The organism is Rhizobium sp. R635, from assembly GCF_002211285.1.
Lineage (GTDB): Bacteria > Pseudomonadota > Alphaproteobacteria > Rhizobiales > Rhizobiaceae > Rhizobium.
Genome location: NZ_LOKX01000003.1, coordinates 1 through 13,650, shown reverse-complemented (window position 1 = coordinate 13,650; position 13,650 = coordinate 1). Strand labels below are relative to the sequence as shown.

General features: G+C 63.6%; 18 protein-coding genes. 5 read left to right on the top strand and 13 right to left on the bottom strand.

Going from position 1 to position 13,650, the window contains the following annotated elements:
• Window positions 1–7 precede the first annotated feature (7 nt).
• Together ATY78_RS03990 and ATY78_RS03985 are read left to right on the top strand one after the other, a co-directional pair.
• Window positions 8–406, top strand: coding sequence for a polyketide cyclase (locus tag ATY78_RS03990; RefSeq protein ID WP_088681057.1), 399 nt, complete (start codon window positions 8–10; stop codon window positions 404–406).
• The gene (locus ATY78_RS03985) at window positions 407–766 is read left to right on the top strand and encodes a VOC family protein (protein ID WP_011425727.1); all 360 of its coding nucleotides are present in this window, start codon (window positions 407–409) and stop codon (window positions 764–766) included.
• 6 nt (window positions 767–772) lie between these two features.
• Here the strand turns inward: ATY78_RS03985 and ATY78_RS03980 are convergent, their stop codons facing one another.
• Window positions 773–1,465 (bottom strand): PAS domain-containing protein, encoded by a 693-nt coding sequence (locus ATY78_RS03980; RefSeq protein WP_190237385.1) that lies wholly within the window; start codon window positions 1,463–1,465, stop codon window positions 773–775.
• Between ATY78_RS03980 and ATY78_RS28445 the strand changes: the two genes are divergently transcribed.
• Window positions 1,367–1,672 (top strand): hypothetical protein, encoded by a 306-nt coding sequence (locus tag ATY78_RS28445; RefSeq protein WP_190237392.1) that lies wholly within the window; start codon window positions 1,367–1,369, stop codon window positions 1,670–1,672. The two genes, ATY78_RS03980 and ATY78_RS28445, sit on opposite strands and share 99 nt — an antisense overlap.
• On the opposite strand, the gene ATY78_RS03975 is transcribed toward ATY78_RS28445, so the two are convergent.
• From ATY78_RS03975 to ATY78_RS03950, 6 genes are all read right to left on the bottom strand, one after another.
• On the bottom strand, window positions 1,650–2,585 hold the full coding sequence (locus ATY78_RS03975) for a lipid A biosynthesis lauroyl acyltransferase (protein ID WP_088681055.1): 936 nt from the start codon (window positions 2,583–2,585) through the stop codon (window positions 1,650–1,652). The two genes, ATY78_RS28445 and ATY78_RS03975, sit on opposite strands and share 23 nt — an antisense overlap.
• Before the next feature lie 6 nt (window positions 2,586–2,591).
• Window positions 2,592–3,620 (bottom strand): zinc-binding dehydrogenase, encoded by a 1,029-nt coding sequence (locus tag ATY78_RS03970; RefSeq protein WP_085737525.1) that lies wholly within the window; start codon window positions 3,618–3,620, stop codon window positions 2,592–2,594.
• 56 nt (window positions 3,621–3,676) lie between these two features.
• Window positions 3,677–4,963: a beta-ketoacyl-ACP synthase gene (locus tag ATY78_RS03965; protein WP_088681054.1), complete on the bottom strand. Its 1,287-nt coding sequence runs from the start codon at window positions 4,961–4,963 to the stop codon at window positions 3,677–3,679.
• A gap of 11 nt (window positions 4,964–4,974) precedes the next feature.
• Window positions 4,975–6,180 (bottom strand): beta-ketoacyl-ACP synthase, encoded by a 1,206-nt coding sequence (locus ATY78_RS03960; protein WP_088681053.1) that lies wholly within the window; start codon window positions 6,178–6,180, stop codon window positions 4,975–4,977.
• Window positions 6,177–6,659, bottom strand: a complete 483-nt coding sequence (locus ATY78_RS03955; RefSeq protein ID WP_088681052.1) for a 3-hydroxyacyl-ACP dehydratase FabZ family protein — start codon at window positions 6,657–6,659, stop codon at window positions 6,177–6,179. The genes ATY78_RS03960 and ATY78_RS03955 overlap by 4 nt, the downstream gene beginning before the upstream one ends.
• Before the next feature lie 178 nt (window positions 6,660–6,837).
• The gene (locus ATY78_RS03950) at window positions 6,838–7,116 is read right to left on the bottom strand and encodes an acyl carrier protein (protein ID WP_003540486.1); all 279 of its coding nucleotides are present in this window, start codon (window positions 7,114–7,116) and stop codon (window positions 6,838–6,840) included.
• A gap of 360 nt (window positions 7,117–7,476) precedes the next feature.
• Here ATY78_RS03950 and ATY78_RS03945 point away from each other — a divergent pair, with 360 nt between their 5' ends.
• On the top strand, window positions 7,477–8,196 hold the full coding sequence (locus ATY78_RS03945) for a Crp/Fnr family transcriptional regulator (RefSeq protein WP_088681051.1): 720 nt from the start codon (window positions 7,477–7,479) through the stop codon (window positions 8,194–8,196).
• Here ATY78_RS03945 and ATY78_RS03940 read toward each other — a convergent pair.
• The 6 genes from ATY78_RS03940 to cobA all read right to left on the bottom strand — a co-directional run bounded on the left by ATY78_RS03940 (window position 8,186) and on the right by cobA (window position 13,198).
• Window positions 8,186–8,614: a L,D-transpeptidase gene (locus ATY78_RS03940; RefSeq protein WP_088681050.1), complete on the bottom strand. Its 429-nt coding sequence runs from the start codon at window positions 8,612–8,614 to the stop codon at window positions 8,186–8,188. The genes ATY78_RS03945 and ATY78_RS03940 overlap by 11 nt on opposite strands.
• 135 nt (window positions 8,615–8,749) lie before the next feature.
• Window positions 8,750–8,950, bottom strand: coding sequence for a hypothetical protein (locus ATY78_RS03935; RefSeq protein ID WP_088681049.1), 201 nt, complete (start codon window positions 8,948–8,950; stop codon window positions 8,750–8,752).
• An 87-nt stretch (window positions 8,951–9,037) separates the two neighbouring features.
• Window positions 9,038–10,018, bottom strand: a complete 981-nt coding sequence (gene cbiB, locus ATY78_RS03930) for an adenosylcobinamide-phosphate synthase CbiB (RefSeq protein WP_088681048.1) — start codon at window positions 10,016–10,018, stop codon at window positions 9,038–9,040.
• The gene (gene cobD / locus ATY78_RS03925; protein ID WP_088681047.1) at window positions 10,015–11,058 is read right to left on the bottom strand and encodes a threonine-phosphate decarboxylase CobD; all 1,044 of its coding nucleotides are present in this window, start codon (window positions 11,056–11,058) and stop codon (window positions 10,015–10,017) included. Before cobD ends, cbiB begins: the two co-directional genes overlap by 4 nt.
• Window positions 11,055–12,362 (bottom strand): cobyrinate a,c-diamide synthase, encoded by a 1,308-nt coding sequence (locus tag ATY78_RS03920; protein ID WP_088681046.1) that lies wholly within the window; start codon window positions 12,360–12,362, stop codon window positions 11,055–11,057. Before ATY78_RS03920 ends, cobD begins: the two co-directional genes overlap by 4 nt.
• On the bottom strand, window positions 12,359–13,198 hold the full coding sequence (gene cobA, locus ATY78_RS03915; protein ID WP_088681045.1) for a uroporphyrinogen-III C-methyltransferase: 840 nt from the start codon (window positions 13,196–13,198) through the stop codon (window positions 12,359–12,361). Before cobA ends, ATY78_RS03920 begins: the two co-directional genes overlap by 4 nt.
• Window positions 13,199–13,514: 316 nt before the next feature.
• Between cobA and ATY78_RS03910 the strand changes: the two genes are divergently transcribed.
• Window positions 13,515–13,650: DUF4372 domain-containing protein (locus ATY78_RS03910; protein ID WP_141105620.1), on the top strand; the 136-nt coding region annotated here is incomplete at its 3' end.

The window sequence follows — 13,650 nt, the reverse complement described above, 5'->3', positions numbered from 1 at the left end:
TCAAGCCATGGCGACGATGCCTGCAAAAATCATCCACCGATCGATCGAACGCGACTGGCGCGACGTCTACGATTTCGCCGGCAAGCCGGAAAACATGCCGCTCTGGGCCTCCGGCCTTGCGACCGGCTTCGAGCCCGACGGCGCCGACTGGATTGCCCATGGTCCTCTCGGCACCATCAAGGTGAGCTTCGTGCCCAGCAATGAATTCGGCGTGATCGATCATACGGTGACGATCGAATCCGGGCTCAGGGTTTATAATGCGCTGCGCATCGTGCCGAACGGCGACGGCTGCGAGGTCATGTTCACGCTGCTGCGCCTGCCCGGCATGACCGACGCGCAATTTGCCGCCGATGCCGCGCATATCGAGAAAGACCTCGCCATGCTGAAAGCCCTGATGGAGAGATAGATGGCCGAAAACTCAGAACACAACGACCGCCGCATCGATTATGTCGAATTCAACGTCTCCGACATCGCCGCCGCAAAAGCCTTTTACGGCTCGGCCTTCGGCTGGCGTTTCACCGATTACGGCCCGAACTACTGCGAATTCGACGATGGGCGGCTGAAGGGCGGCTTCACCGATTTCGGCCCCGTGCGGCCGGGCGGCCCGCTGGTCGTCGTCTACGCCAGGGATCTGGAAGAGGTGCTGACCTCGGTCGAACGGGCCGGCGGCACGATCTGCCGGCCGATCACCGATTTTCCCGGCGGCCGCCGTTTCCATTTCCTCGACCGCGATGGCTACGAGCTCGCCGTCTGGGCAACTGCCTAAGTTGGATCATCGATCCATCACGATCAAAGCGCCGATTACCGTGCCGCCCGCGTCGCGCAGCGGCGACATGCGACAGCGTATTTGCCGCGATGCGCCGCCGCCGGCCGAACGCTCATAGGTATAGTCGATCTCCTCGCCGGCAAAACACGCGTCCAGCTTTTGCTTGGCGCATGCGGCAAAACGTTCCTCGCCGATGAATTCGGATAGATGGTGCCCGATGAGTTCCATCGGCTTCCTGTTGAGATAGGCGCTGTTTGCCGCATTGGAATAGAGGTAGCGGTAGTCCCTGGTCAGCACCGCGATCCGGTCCGGCAGGCTTTCGAGGATCGCCGCGTTGAGGAACTGGCCGTTGTCGGTGTCGGGCACATAGGCTGCCGGCGGCTCGATGCGCGCGTCCTGCGGCGAAGGCACCCGCCAGTCGGGCGCATGCGTGCCGAAATAGCGGTCGAGCAGGTAAGAAAGCACCGCCGTATGTTCCCGGACGCTGGCGCTGTCGTCGGCATCCTGAGCGACAAGCTGGCTCACGAACTGCAGTTGCATGTAGACTTCGAGAAGATTGCCTGCCCGGCAGGCCAGGATCGCCTCGACCAGCGGCTCGACATGCCGATCGAGCGACATGACGCGCTGATCGTCACCCCGGCGGATGGCTTCCTCTATTTGCGCACAACGCAAGGAAAAGGCTCGAAAAAGCTCCAGCAAGACGCCTCCCACTCCCATTGTCCCAAGTGGCGTGTCCAAATTGATGTGGCTGCATTTCCCCAAAAAATGCGCCTTAAGGTAGATATTATTCGCGCTTTGGTGGTGACGGCTAACACGAAGTTTACTCCGTTTCAATCCAAGAGCACCTGCCGCTTTTCACCGCTGATAAATCAGGGTGTGCTTTTCAAAGCGCGAGCGTCTTCTTGATTTGCCAGCGGTCGTGATACCAGAGCCATTGTTCGGGATATTCCCGCACCCAGCCTTCCACCTTGTCGTTGAGCAATTGAGCGGCCGCCGGCAGGTCGAGATTGCCTTTGGCATCGCGAGGCATCTCCAGCCGAGGTTCGATTTCCAGCCGGTAGCGATTCCCCGGCAGGCGGATGCAGCGCGCCGGATAGACTTCGCAATCGAACTGGCGCACCAGCTTCGGCAGCAGCGGATTGGTCTTCACATCAAGCCCGAAGAAGGTGCCCTTCAGCCCCTTGCCGAATTTCTGGTCGACCAGCACGCCCACCCCCTGGCCCGCTTCCAGCTGGCGCGCGAGCGCGAAGGAGGAGCCGGCATGCGAGGGCACCAGCTTGCCCATGCGCGCGCTGCGGAAGTCGAACACCTTCTTGGCGACATACGGGTTGTTCGGCGGCCGGAAGAGCACGGTCACGGTCATGCCGAAGGCGGCGGCTGCCACCGGCAGCAGCTCGAAATTGGCGGTATGGCCGGTGAAGACGATGAAGGGGCGCGGATTGTCACGCAGGTCGAGGAAGATGGGAATGCCCGACACCTCCACCCTGCCCGGCTCGGTCCGCTCGGGATCGAAATCGAACAGCTGATCGAGGAAGACGTATTCCGCCGCGAGCCGGCCCATGTTTCCCCAGCTGGCGAGCGCGATTTCCTCGATCTCCGCCTCGCTCTTCTCAGGGAAGGCGTTGCGCAGATTGGTAAGCATGAGCTTGTGGCGGCGTGTCCGCCGGCCGAGGCGGCGCATCATCCGGTCGGCGAAGCGGATCGCGCCATCGGCCGGAAACAGCTTCAGCACGTTCAGGAAGCCGAACATCACCTGCGCCACCAGCCATTGCTGGAAATTCCTGAGCGCCAGAACGATCCGGGTGATGATCAGCTTCACGTGGGCTCAATCCATCTTCAGGATGATCTTGCCGAAGATCTGGCGCGATTCCATCCGCTCCAGCGCCCGGTCGATGTCGTCGAAGCCGACCTCGGTGTCGATGACGGGATGGACGAGCCCGCGGCCCATCTTCTGCATGGCGTCCGCCATGTTTTCCATGCGGCAGCCGAAGGAGCCGAAGAGCTTCAATTGCTGCTGGAACAGCATCATCAGGTTCATCTCTGTCGAAACGCCGGAGGTCGAGCCGCAGGTGACGAGGCGCCCGCCGCGCTTCATGCAGAGCATCGAGCCCGCCCAGGTGTCCTTGCCCACATGTTCGAAGACGACGTCGACGCCCTTCTTCTTGGTGAGCTTGCGCACCACGCCTTCGAAGCGGTCGGTGCGGTAGTTGATGACGTGATCGGCGCCGAGCGCCTTCGCCTTCTCGATCTTGTCGTCGGAACCGACCGTGGTGATGACGGTGCAGCCGATCTTCTTGGCAAGCTGGATCGCCGCCGTGCCGATGCCGGAGCCGCCAGCATGGACGAGGATCGTCTCGCCGGGCTCGAGCTTGGCATTGTCGAACAGCATGTGCTCGACCGTGCCGAAGGTGACGGGCGCCAGCGCCGCCCCGATCGCATCCACGCCGGGAGGCGCGGGAACGAGCAGGCGCGCCGGCAGGTTCACCTTCTCCTGCGCGAAACCGTCAAGATGGAAGCCGTGCACGCCGGAGACGTGTTCGCAGAGATTGTCGCGGCCTTCGCGGCACGGGCGGCAGAGGCCGCAGGTGCGCGCGCCGTAGATCGAGACCAGTTGGCCCGGCAGCACATTGGCGACACCCGGCCCGATCGCTTCCACGACGCCGGAGGCTTCCGCGCCGATGACGAGCGGCATCTTGCGCTTGGCGAACGCCATGCCGCGCCAGCCCCAGACATCGATATGGTTGAGCGCCACCGCCTTGACGCGCAGCGTCACCTCGCCCGCGGCGGGAGCGTCGGGTTCCGGCAGGTCGGTGATCTCAAGCTTGCGGTCGTCGATCAGTTGCAAAGCGCGCATGGCAAAATCCCTCGCCTCGAAGGCGTTCGTCTCGTCTTGAAATTGTCGGGAACCGCTTAAGCCGGTTCGAGCGCCATGACAAGGCTGGCATTCTGCCCGCCGAAGCCGAAGGAGTTGGAAAGCACGGCCGAAACCTGGGCTTCCCGCTTCTTGTTCGGCACGACATCGAGCACGATCGACGGATCGGGATTGTTGTAGTTGATCGTCGGTGGCAGCGTGCCGGTCAGCATCGTCTGCAGCGAGAACACCGCCTCGACCGCACCGGCCGCCGTCAGCGTATGGCCGATCATCGACTTGTTCGACGAAACCGGAATGCCGACGAGCCGCTCGCCGAAGACCGCAGACATCGCGCCATATTCCATCTTGTCGTTCTCGGGCGTCGAGGTGCCGTGCGCATTGATGTAGCCGATGCCGCTCTCGTCGATGCCGGCATCGGCAAGGGCCGCGCGGATCGTCGAGATCGCCGGGCCGCCGTCCGGCGACGACCGGGTGCGGTGGAAGCTGTCGGCCTTGTCGCCGGCGCCCTTCATGATGCCGAGCACCTTGGCGCCGCGGGCAATTGCCGATTCCAGCGATTCCAGCACCAGCGTCGCCGCGCCCTCGGCGATGACGAAGCCGTCGCGATCCTTGCTGAACGGCTTGGAGGCCTTCGTCGGCGGATCGTTCTGCGTCGAAAGCGCCGACAGAAGCGAGAAGCGGATCAGCGCTTCGGCGCTGAGCGACCCATCGGTCGCAACCGTCAGTGCGCGATCGGTGCGGCCCTGGCGGATCGCCTCGATGCCGAGCTGGATCGCGGTAACACCGGAAGCGCAGGCCGTCGACAGCGTCACCGGAAGGCCGCGCGTGCCGAACCGGTCGGCAAGGCGCTCGGAAATCGCGCCGAACAGCGCCGCCTCGTGGAAGGCCGGGTCCGGGCGCTGGCGCAGCGCCGTCAGGAAACGCTCATAGGCATCGCCCGGATGATCGGCGGCCGGCGAGCGATCGGCAAGCTCGAAACGGGCGCTCCATTCGGGTTCGATCGGCGGCGCGGCAAGGAACAGCGGACCGTTGAAATCGCCCGACAGACCGGCATCGGCGAGCGCCTCGATGGTCGTCTCGCGCGCAAAGGCATAGGAACGCTCGACGGCGTTCGGCACCGGAATGTCGATGAAATCGACAGTGCCGGCGATCCGCGTCGAAAGGCCCTCTGTGGGAAAGCGGTTGATCGCGTGGATGCCCGAGGTGCCGGAGGAAAGGGCCGCCCAATTGTCCTTCAGGCCCTGGCCGAGCGAGGTGATGATGCCCATGCCCGTCACTGCGACGATCGGCCGGCCGAGATGATCCCTGTAAGCGGAAGCTGTCATAATCTCTCTCCTCACGCCTCTGCGGAAAGAACGGCGACGCCCTCGCCGCGCTGGTGTCCGACCGTCGTGACGACAGCCGCCTTCGTGCCCGCCTTCATCGGCGCTTCATGGGCGGCGTCGAAGGGCGGAACCTTGGCCTTGGCATCGATGGCAAGGGCTGCGAGCGCCAGCCCCAGCGGGAAATGCGCCTCGATCGTGTGACCGGAAATCCCGCCGAAGCCGCGGATCGCGGCACCCGGAAGCTGATGCTCCAGCACCGCCTTTTCCCGGGCGGCGATCTCGTGCATGCCGGTCGAGCCGGAGAAGATCGCCGTGCTCTCTGGCGGCAGGTCGGCGGCAGGCTTCAGCAGCCGCTCCATCCGCACTTCGAAATTGCCGGCCGCGCGATTGCCGCGGTCGCCTTCCACCGCGCTGATCGTCGCATAGATATGCGCGCCGCGCTCCTGCGCATGCTTGCGCGATTCCAGCACCAGGAAGACGCCGGCCGAACCGGTGATCATGCCGCCGCCCTCGAGGCCCGAGCGCGACCAGAGCGGCGCCCATTCGCCGCGCGTATGCGCGCCGATCGCTTCGGTGAGCAGAATCATGTCGGGGCGTTCGGCGGCAAAGGCGCCACCGACCAGCGCATGGGTGGATTCGCCGGACCGGATGCGCCAGAAGGCCGTCTCGACGGCAGAAACGCCGGATGCTTCCTCGCCCATGAAGGTGCGCGAGGAGCCGGTGACCTTGTGAACGATGGAAATATTGCCGGCCAGCAGGTTGGAAAGCTGCGCCAGGAACAGCGTCGGCCTCAGTTCCGTCGTCAGCTTCTCGTTGAGCAGCAGCTCGCGGTCGTTGCGCTTCAGTCCCTCGTCGACGATCAGCGTGTCGACGTTGATGTCGCGCTCGCCGCCGCCGGCCGCCACGATCATGTCCATCGTGCCGCAGGCTTCGATATTGTCCTTGAAGCCGGCATCGTCGAGCGCGAGACCGGCGGCGAAGACGCCGATGCGCTGCCAGTTTTCCATCTGGCGCTGGTCGCCGCGCTTGGCGATCTGCTGCGACCAGTCGATTTCGGGCAGCGGATGCACCGGATAGGGCTTGAATTTCTCGGTCTCGACGATCGCCGTCGGCGCGCTTTCGGCCGAAAGCAGCGCGATATGCGCATCCTTGCCGACGCCTTGACAGGTGACGATGCCGACGCCTGAAATGACGACGTCGTTTGCAGCCTTGCTCATCCAACCACTCCCTGCGCCGCGATCGCTTCGAGAAGCCCGACCTCGCCGGCGCGTTTTTTCACGATATCGCCGAGCGGAACCTCGCTGAAAGGCATGGTGCGCAGTTTCAGCTGCGCATCGCAGACCTTCTTGCCGCCGCTGGTGATCTTGGCCTTCGTAACCGCGAAACCCGAACCGTCATGCTCCAGCACCGCCTCGATGTCGAGCACGGCTTCCGGCTCGACGAAGGTGCGCATCTTGGCGCCGTCGACCGACATCAGGAAGGGCATGGCGGCAAAATCGGTGGCGGCAAGCACCAGCATGCCGGAGGCCTGCGCCATGGTTTCGATCAAGAGCACGCCGGGAACGAGCGGCATGCCGGGAAAATGGCCCTCGAAGACCGGGCTCTTGGCCGGCACGACGGATCGCGCGTTGAGCACGCCCTTCTTCAGGTCCACCGCTTCGACGCGGTCAATCATCTGGAAATATTCCAGCAGCATTCGGATCCTCCGGCCCGCCAGGCCAGATCCGCCCGCCGGTGACGCCTACTTAGAGCAATTCCAGGAAAAGTGCGAAGCGGTTTTCCGTCCGGAAGTGCGAATCTGAACTGATCTAGGAACGAAACCGCCCGGCCGCCATATCAAGGGCGGCAGGGCGTTCAAAAAAGACTGTTATGTCTCAGGCCTTGGCTGCTTTGAGCTCGTCGATCTTGGCGCAGAGGTTCTTCAGCACGAAATATTCTTCGGTGGAAACCTTGCCCTCGTTGACTTCCTGCGTCCACTTTTCGAGCGGGATCTTGATGCCGAATTCCTTGTCGATCGCAAAGACGATGTCGAGGAAATCGAGGCTGTCGATACCGAGGTCGTCGATCGTATGGCTCTCCGGCGTGATCGTGGCGCGATCGATCTCGCTGGTTTCTGCAATAATGTCGGCAACTTTGTCGAATGTAGCGGTCACGCGCTGTACCTCATGAAATGACGATTTAAACCCCCTCATAGGCAAATCCTTTTCAAAAGCCAATGCTTTCGTCCCGGCGTCGCGGCAATTTGCCGGTCGGGTGTTGCCTAAACAGCAATGGAAACCAGCCTTTGAAAGGCGCGGCCTGGCGCCAGAGCGAAGGAGCGTTCCGCCGCCAAGGCGAAGAGCCGCCCGAATCAAGCCGGCGAAAGCAGCCGGAACCCCGAAGATTGGCATCGGAACTTTGATCTGAATCAAATAGTCCTCCCGGCCATTTGATAATCATCAAGCCACGCCGGAATCCCCGATTGTGGCCCAGTCGGTCAGGCACGCCCCGGGGGATGTTGAAAGGACCAGGACATGGATGTCGCAAGCAGTGAGGTTTTCGAGGCCGCCATTCCCCTCGCCTGCCGCTCCTGCCAGGCGCGGCACGGCGTCGTCTGCGGCGCCTTGTCGAACAGCCAGTTGAAGGAACTCAACCGCCACTCCCTGCGCCGCAAGGTCGAGGCCGGTTCAGAGATCATCGCGCAAGGGTCGGAAAGCTCCTTTTACTCGAACATCATGCGCGGCGTGGTGAAGCTCTGCAAGGTGATGCCGGACGGACGCCAGCAGATCGTCGGCCTGCAATTCGCCCCCGATTTCGTCGGCAGGCCCTTCGTGCGCGAAAGCACGCTGTCGGCCGAGGCTGCGACCGATGCCGAAATCTGCGTCTTCCCCCGCAACCTGCTCGACCGAATGATCGCCGAGACGCCGGAACTCCAGCGCAACCTGCACGACCAGGCGCTGAGGGAGCTGGACGCTGCGCGCGAATGGATGCTGACGCTCGGCCGGCGCACGGCGGAAGAGAAGGTCGCAAGCCTGCTTTACCTCATCGCCACTCATGCCGAACCGCAGACGGCAACGAGCACCGCCTTCGACCTGCCGCTGTCACGCGCCGAAATCGCCGATTTCCTCGGGCTGACGATCGAAACCGTTAGCCGCCAGATGACAAAGCTGCGCAGGAGCGGCGTCATCCACATCGGGAATTCCCGGCATATCGTCGTGCCCGATATGGACGCGTTGGAAAAGATTACCGCGTGATGACCACGCGGGTATTGGAAAGCCCGGCTTGGCGCGCCAGCGAGAAGAACTGCGCCGCATTATCGGGATGCAGGCGAACGCAGCCGTGCGAGGCCGGCGTGCCCAGGCGCTTCAGATCGAAGGTGGCGTGAACGGCATAACCGCCGTTAAAGAACACGGCGTAGGGCATCGGCGCGTTGTCGTATTTGCGCGAACGGTGATCGCGCGACAGCCACTTGGCGCTCCAGGAACCGGTCGGCGTGACATAGCCGCGGCGCGCGGTCGAAACCTTCCAGCGATACTTGACGAAGCCGTTCTCGGTGACGGTCATCGTCTGCTTGTCGATGCTGATCTTGGCGACCAATGTTGCCGCTTCGGCAGCAACGGGAGAAAACTGCAGCAATAAACTGGCGGCCGCAGCCGCTAAAATCGTCCTCATGATAGCCCCTCTTCCAACCCGCGCAGTTTAATTGCGCCCTCATGGTAGAGAGACTACGACGATACTTATTATTTAGCTTTAACCCGAATGGTAATCACAATTCTAACAAGCCAAGCGGGAATTGAACCCCCGCGCCTACTGGAGCTTGGGCGCAGCGGCAGGCCGCTTGAGCTGCTGATAGGCCTTGTTCATTCTCTCGCGGATCGAGGCCATCGTGCCGAGATTATGCCCGCAGGCCGCACATTTGATGATGTCGGTCTCCCGGATCTCCGGCCGCTCGAACTTCATCTTGGTGCTCTTGCACTTCGGGCACGGTAATTCAACTTGAACTGTCATTGCTGTCTTTCCGGTCTGATATGAGGCGTTTCGCATAAACCTTTGCGGCTGATGTGTCCACCGGGGCGTTCATGCCGTGGGACAACCCTAAAGAAAACACAAAAACAACCCGAACGTCACCCCCGCCAGCACCATGCAGCTCGCATGAAACACCGATACGCCGTCCTCGATGTCACGCAATGTCGCAACGTCCCGACCGGCATTGTTGATCATCGGCTCGGCGACGATGACGCCGCCATAGACGCGGGGGCCGGCGAGCTGGACGTTGAGGGCGCCGGCCATGGCAGCTTCCGGCCGGCCGGAATTCGGCGAGCGGTGCAGCCCGCCGTCGCGCATCGCGACCCGGACCGCTTCGCGGCTGGCGCTCGTACCACGACGGAGCCAGGCGCCGGCGGCGATCAGCAGGATGGAGATCCGGGCGGCCGGCCAGTTGGCGAGATCGTCGAGCCGGGCGGCGGCCCAGCCGAAATCGAGATATTTCTCGGACTTGTGGCCGATCATCGAATCCGCCGTGTTCAGCATCTTGTAGGCAAGCAGCCCCGGCAGGCCGAAGACGGCATACCAGAGCGCCGGCGCCACAACGCCGTCGGAGAAATTTTCCGCCAGGCTTTCGATCGCCGCGCGGCAGACGGCCGGCTCATCCAGCGTTTCGGGATCGCGCCCGACGATGCGGGAAACGGCTGCCCGCCCGCCGGCAAGCCCTTCGCCGCGAAGCGCGGCCGCAACCGCGCCCACGTGATCGGCGAGGCTTTTCTGCGCCAGGAAGATCGCCACCAGCCCGGTTTCGAGCAGAATGCCAACAACGCCGAAGAGCGCGAAGAACCGGTCGAAGACGAAGCCTGCGGCAACCGCCACCAGAAGCAGCGCCAGTATGGCGGCGACACCGTTCATCCGGCGCTGCGAGCCCGTCAGGCCGGCATTGTTGAGCTGCCGGTCGGCAAAGGAGATCGCCTCGCCGAACAGGACGACGGGGTGCGGCAGCCGCGACCACAGCCATTGCGGATCGCCGACGATCCGGTCGAGCAGCAATGCCAGGAGCAGCACGAGAAGGTTTTCGTCGATCATCATAGCTCAAAACTCTGAAGGGCTTCAGTAAGCCGCCTGTCCGCCGCCGCATCGGGGGTCAGCCCGAAACGCAGCCAGTCCGGCGCATAATCGAACTTGCGGACGAGAATATGATGGCGGCAGAGATGCGTGTAAATGTCGCCCGCCCTGATATCGGCGACGAGGGTAAACAACGCCGTCCCCCCGGCGATCCGCAAGCCTGCCCCGGCCAGCACCGCATGCAGTCCGGCACTGCGCTCCGCGATGCGGCCGCGGACCGTGGAAACATCCTGCCGCAACAGCGAATCGGCCAGCGACAGCGCCGGGCCTGAGACCGCCCAGGGTCCCAGCCATTCCTCAAAACGCTCGAGAATGTCGCCGCGCGCAATCACGAAACCGAGCCGCAGGCCGGCAAGCCCGAAGAACTTGCCGAAGGAGCGGAAAATCACCAGATTGGAAAGCTCTTCTGCGCGGCGTGCGAGACTGAGCGCCGGATCGGCATCGCCGAAAGCCTCGTCGACGACGAGCAGTCCGCCAGCCGATTTCATCCTGTCGTGCAGCGCGATCAGCGCATCGGCCGGCCAAACGCGCCCATCGGGATTGTTCGGATTGACGACGACCGCAAGTCGGTGGCCAGCCCCGATTGCCGCGACATCGCTGACGGCATCGACGGCAAAACCGGCCGAAGCGAAGGCGCGCGCATATTCACCGTAGGTCGGAAACACCACGGCGACTTTGTCGTCCGTCACGGCGACTTTGTCGTCCGTCACCGTAGCCTGCCTACCCCCGTGAAGCAGCCGCGGCAGCAGCTGGATCACCGATTGCGTGCCGGGCACCGGCAGGGGCAGGATTTCGCCGCTGCCGTAATAGTCGCGCGCGGCGCGCCTTGCCGCTTCGACGAGGTGCCTGTCCGGCAGGCGGTGCCAGGCTGCCGCCGGTATTTCAGGCAAAGCGACAGGACACGGGTTGATCCCCGTGGAAAGGTCGAGCCAGTCCTGGGGCCTGCCGCCGAAGGCGGCGGCAGCGGCGGTGATGCCGCCGCCATGGGCGATCGGCGCGCTCACGCGGCGGCTCTCGCAAGGTCGATCAGATGCATGTAGGAGCCTGCCACCTGCCCGCGCCTCAGCCCGGCGACACCGAGATCGGCTCCCAGCGCATCCCGCACCTGAAACAGCCGCTCGCCCTCGCCTTCGGAGACGACGGTGGAATAGTGGAATTCATGGGCCGTCATCGGCCGCTGGAAGATCGCGCCGTCGAGCGGCGTGACTCGGCGATAGCCGAGATGGCGCTTGCGTTCGGCATAGCTGGTGACGACGGGCAGCAAACCGAGCATTTCATGGCGTTTGCCCTCGGAATCAACCAGTCCCTCACCCAGCACCATGTAACCACCGCACTCGCCATAGATCCTGATGCCGCGCGCCGCCGCATCGAGAAGACCGGCGCGAAAATTCTGTGCCGCGGCCAGCCGCCCGGCATGCAGTTCGGGATAACCGCCCGGCAGATAGATCGCATCGGCATCGGCGGCAGGCCGCTCATCGGCAAGCGGCGAGAAGAAGGAGATCGCAGCCCCCCGGCGGCGCCAGCCGAGCAGCATATGCTCATAGGAAAAGGCAAAGGCGATGTCGCGCGCCACCGCGATACGGCTGCCGAGCGGCATCAGCCGGTCGATATTGGCGGCCGATGGCTGGTTGAGCCCCTGCCGTGCGATGCGCAGCAGGAATTCGAAATTGCATTCCTCGGAGACGGCATCGGCCGCATGGTCGATGAAATTTTCGAGCGTCGCATGTTCCCCGGCCTGGACGAGCCCGAGATGGCGCTCCGGCAGGGAAAGCGCCTTGTCGGCCCCAATCACGGCGACGACGGGCATGCGGATCGCGTCCAGCGCATGGCGCAGCATCGCCTCGTGCCGGTCGCTGCCGACCTTGTTCAGGATGACGCCGGCGACGCGGACATCGGCACGGAAGCCGGCAAAGCCTGATACCAGCGGCGCCACGGATTGCGACATGCGCGAGGCATCGACGACGAGCACGACGGAAAGGCCGAGCTGGGCGGCAAGATCGGCCGCCGTCCCCTTGCCGTCGGCCGCGCCGTCGAAAAGTCCCATCATCGCCTCGACGACGAGAATACGGTCGCCGGAACGGTGAAGCGCGGCATTGGCCGAGATCAGCTCCGGGCGCATCGCCCACGGGTCGAAATTCAGGCAGGGCGTGCCGCTTGCCGCCGCATGGAAGGCGGGATCGATATAGTCGGGGCCGGCCTTACCGGGCGCGACCGAGACGCCGCGGCGGCGAAGCGCCCTCAACAGCCCGAGCGTCACCGTCGTCTTGCCGGCGCCGGAGGAAGGGGCTGCGATCAGGAGGCCGCTCATATCAGCACCTTGCCGGAACGGCCAAACGGATCGGGCTGCAAACGCCTGCCCGCCAGGGCGCCGAGCCAATCGAGCGAGGCGCGCAGCCGCACCACCTCGCCGACCACGACGATCGCCGGCGGCTCCAGCCCGGAGGCGGCAACGGCAGCAACCGCTTCGCCAAGCGTCGTCTCCAGCACCTGCTGCGCGCCGGTCGCCGCATTGCAGACGAAAGCCACGGGCTCGGATGGCGAACGGCCCGACGCGATCAGATTGGCGCTGATCTGGGCGATATGTTTCATCGCCATATATATGACGATCACGGGCGAACCCTTGCCGATCGCTTCCCAGTCGATCCTGTCCGGCACGATGCCGGAGGAATCATGGCCGGTGAGAAAAGTCACCGCATGATTGATCTCGCGATGCGTCACCGGAATGCCGGCATAAGCAAGCCCGCCGATGCCGGCGGTAATGCCCGGCACGATGCGGAACGGGATATTGTGTTCTACCAGCGTCAGCGCCTCTTCCCCGCCGCGCCCGAAGACGAAGGGATCGCCGCCCTTCAGCCGCAGCACCCGCTTGCCGGCGCACGCCAGTTCCACCAGGCGCAACGAAATATCCCGCTGCTTGGCCGAAGGCTTGCCGCCGCGTTTGCCGGCATATTCGAGTTCGGCGCCGGGGCGCGCGAGCCTCAGACAGTCCTCATTCACCAGCGCGTCATGGACGATCACATCGGCCTCGGCCAGTCCCTTGGCAGCCAAGAGCGTCAGCAGGCCCGGATCGCCCGGACCGGCCCCGACGAGCCAGACGCTGCCCGGCTCCAAGGCCGGCAAATGGGAGAATGCGCTATTCAACATTTTGTTGATCTAGGCCCAGCAAGGGCCAAGGTCAACGCCGCCCGCGCCACCTCACTCGAAGTTGCTGAGATGACGCTGAATCACTTTGCGAGGCAGCGGATTCGATCTCGCAGGAAAGCGGCGCAACAATATGAATATATTATAATATTACCAAAACAGCGACCACCCGCCGTAAGCCTCGCCCCTTCCTCGACGTCATCCTCGGCCTTGTGCCACTGCTGTCCGGTTTAAATTTGGTGGACAAGGCGCACGGTGTTGATTCTACTCGTATTCGGATGTTTGGCGACAATCCCGGACACGAAAGAGGGGCAACACCGTGCGGCATGAGAATAGCGTCTTTCATGATCTGTTGAAGCGGATTCCTTGGACGGCTTTCGAAAGACTTGTGGAGGAGCATCAGGCCGACAAGCATGTGCGGCGGCTGTCGACGAAGAGCCAACTGGTCGCACTGC

Bases quoted from the DNA above. Each gene is read 5' to 3' on its own strand.
- ATY78_RS03940 (WP_088681050.1), bottom strand. From the start codon at position 8,614: ATGAGGACGATTTTAGCGGCTGCGGCCGCCAGTTTATTGCTGCAGTTT.
- ATY78_RS03965 (WP_088681054.1), bottom strand. From the start codon at position 4,963: ATGACAGCTTCCGCTTACAGGGATCATCTCGGCCGGCCGATCGTCGCA.
- cbiB (WP_088681048.1), bottom strand. From the start codon at position 10,018: ATGATGATCGACGAAAACCTTCTCGTGCTGCTCCTGGCATTGCTGCTC.
- ATY78_RS03955 (WP_088681052.1), bottom strand. From the start codon at position 6,659: ATGCTGCTGGAATATTTCCAGATGATTGACCGCGTCGAAGCGGTGGAC.
- ATY78_RS03935 (WP_088681049.1), bottom strand. From the start codon at position 8,950: ATGACAGTTCAAGTTGAATTACCGTGCCCGAAGTGCAAGAGCACCAAG.
- cobA (WP_088681045.1), bottom strand. From the start codon at position 13,198: ATGTTGAATAGCGCATTCTCCCATTTGCCGGCCTTGGAGCCGGGCAGC.
- ATY78_RS03985 (WP_011425727.1), top strand. From the start codon at position 407: ATGGCCGAAAACTCAGAACACAACGACCGCCGCATCGATTATGTCGAA.
- ATY78_RS03990 (WP_088681057.1), top strand. From the start codon at position 8: ATGGCGACGATGCCTGCAAAAATCATCCACCGATCGATCGAACGCGAC.
- ATY78_RS03945 (WP_088681051.1), top strand. From the start codon at position 7,477: ATGGATGTCGCAAGCAGTGAGGTTTTCGAGGCCGCCATTCCCCTCGCC.
- ATY78_RS03970 (WP_085737525.1), bottom strand. From the start codon at position 3,620: ATGCGCGCTTTGCAACTGATCGACGACCGCAAGCTTGAGATCACCGAC.
- ATY78_RS03920 (WP_088681046.1), bottom strand. From the start codon at position 12,362: ATGAGCGGCCTCCTGATCGCAGCCCCTTCCTCCGGCGCCGGCAAGACG.
- ATY78_RS28445 (WP_190237392.1), top strand. From the start codon at position 1,367: ATGCCGATCGAGCGACATGACGCGCTGATCGTCACCCCGGCGGATGGC.
- ATY78_RS03960 (WP_088681053.1), bottom strand. From the start codon at position 6,180: ATGAGCAAGGCTGCAAACGACGTCGTCATTTCAGGCGTCGGCATCGTC.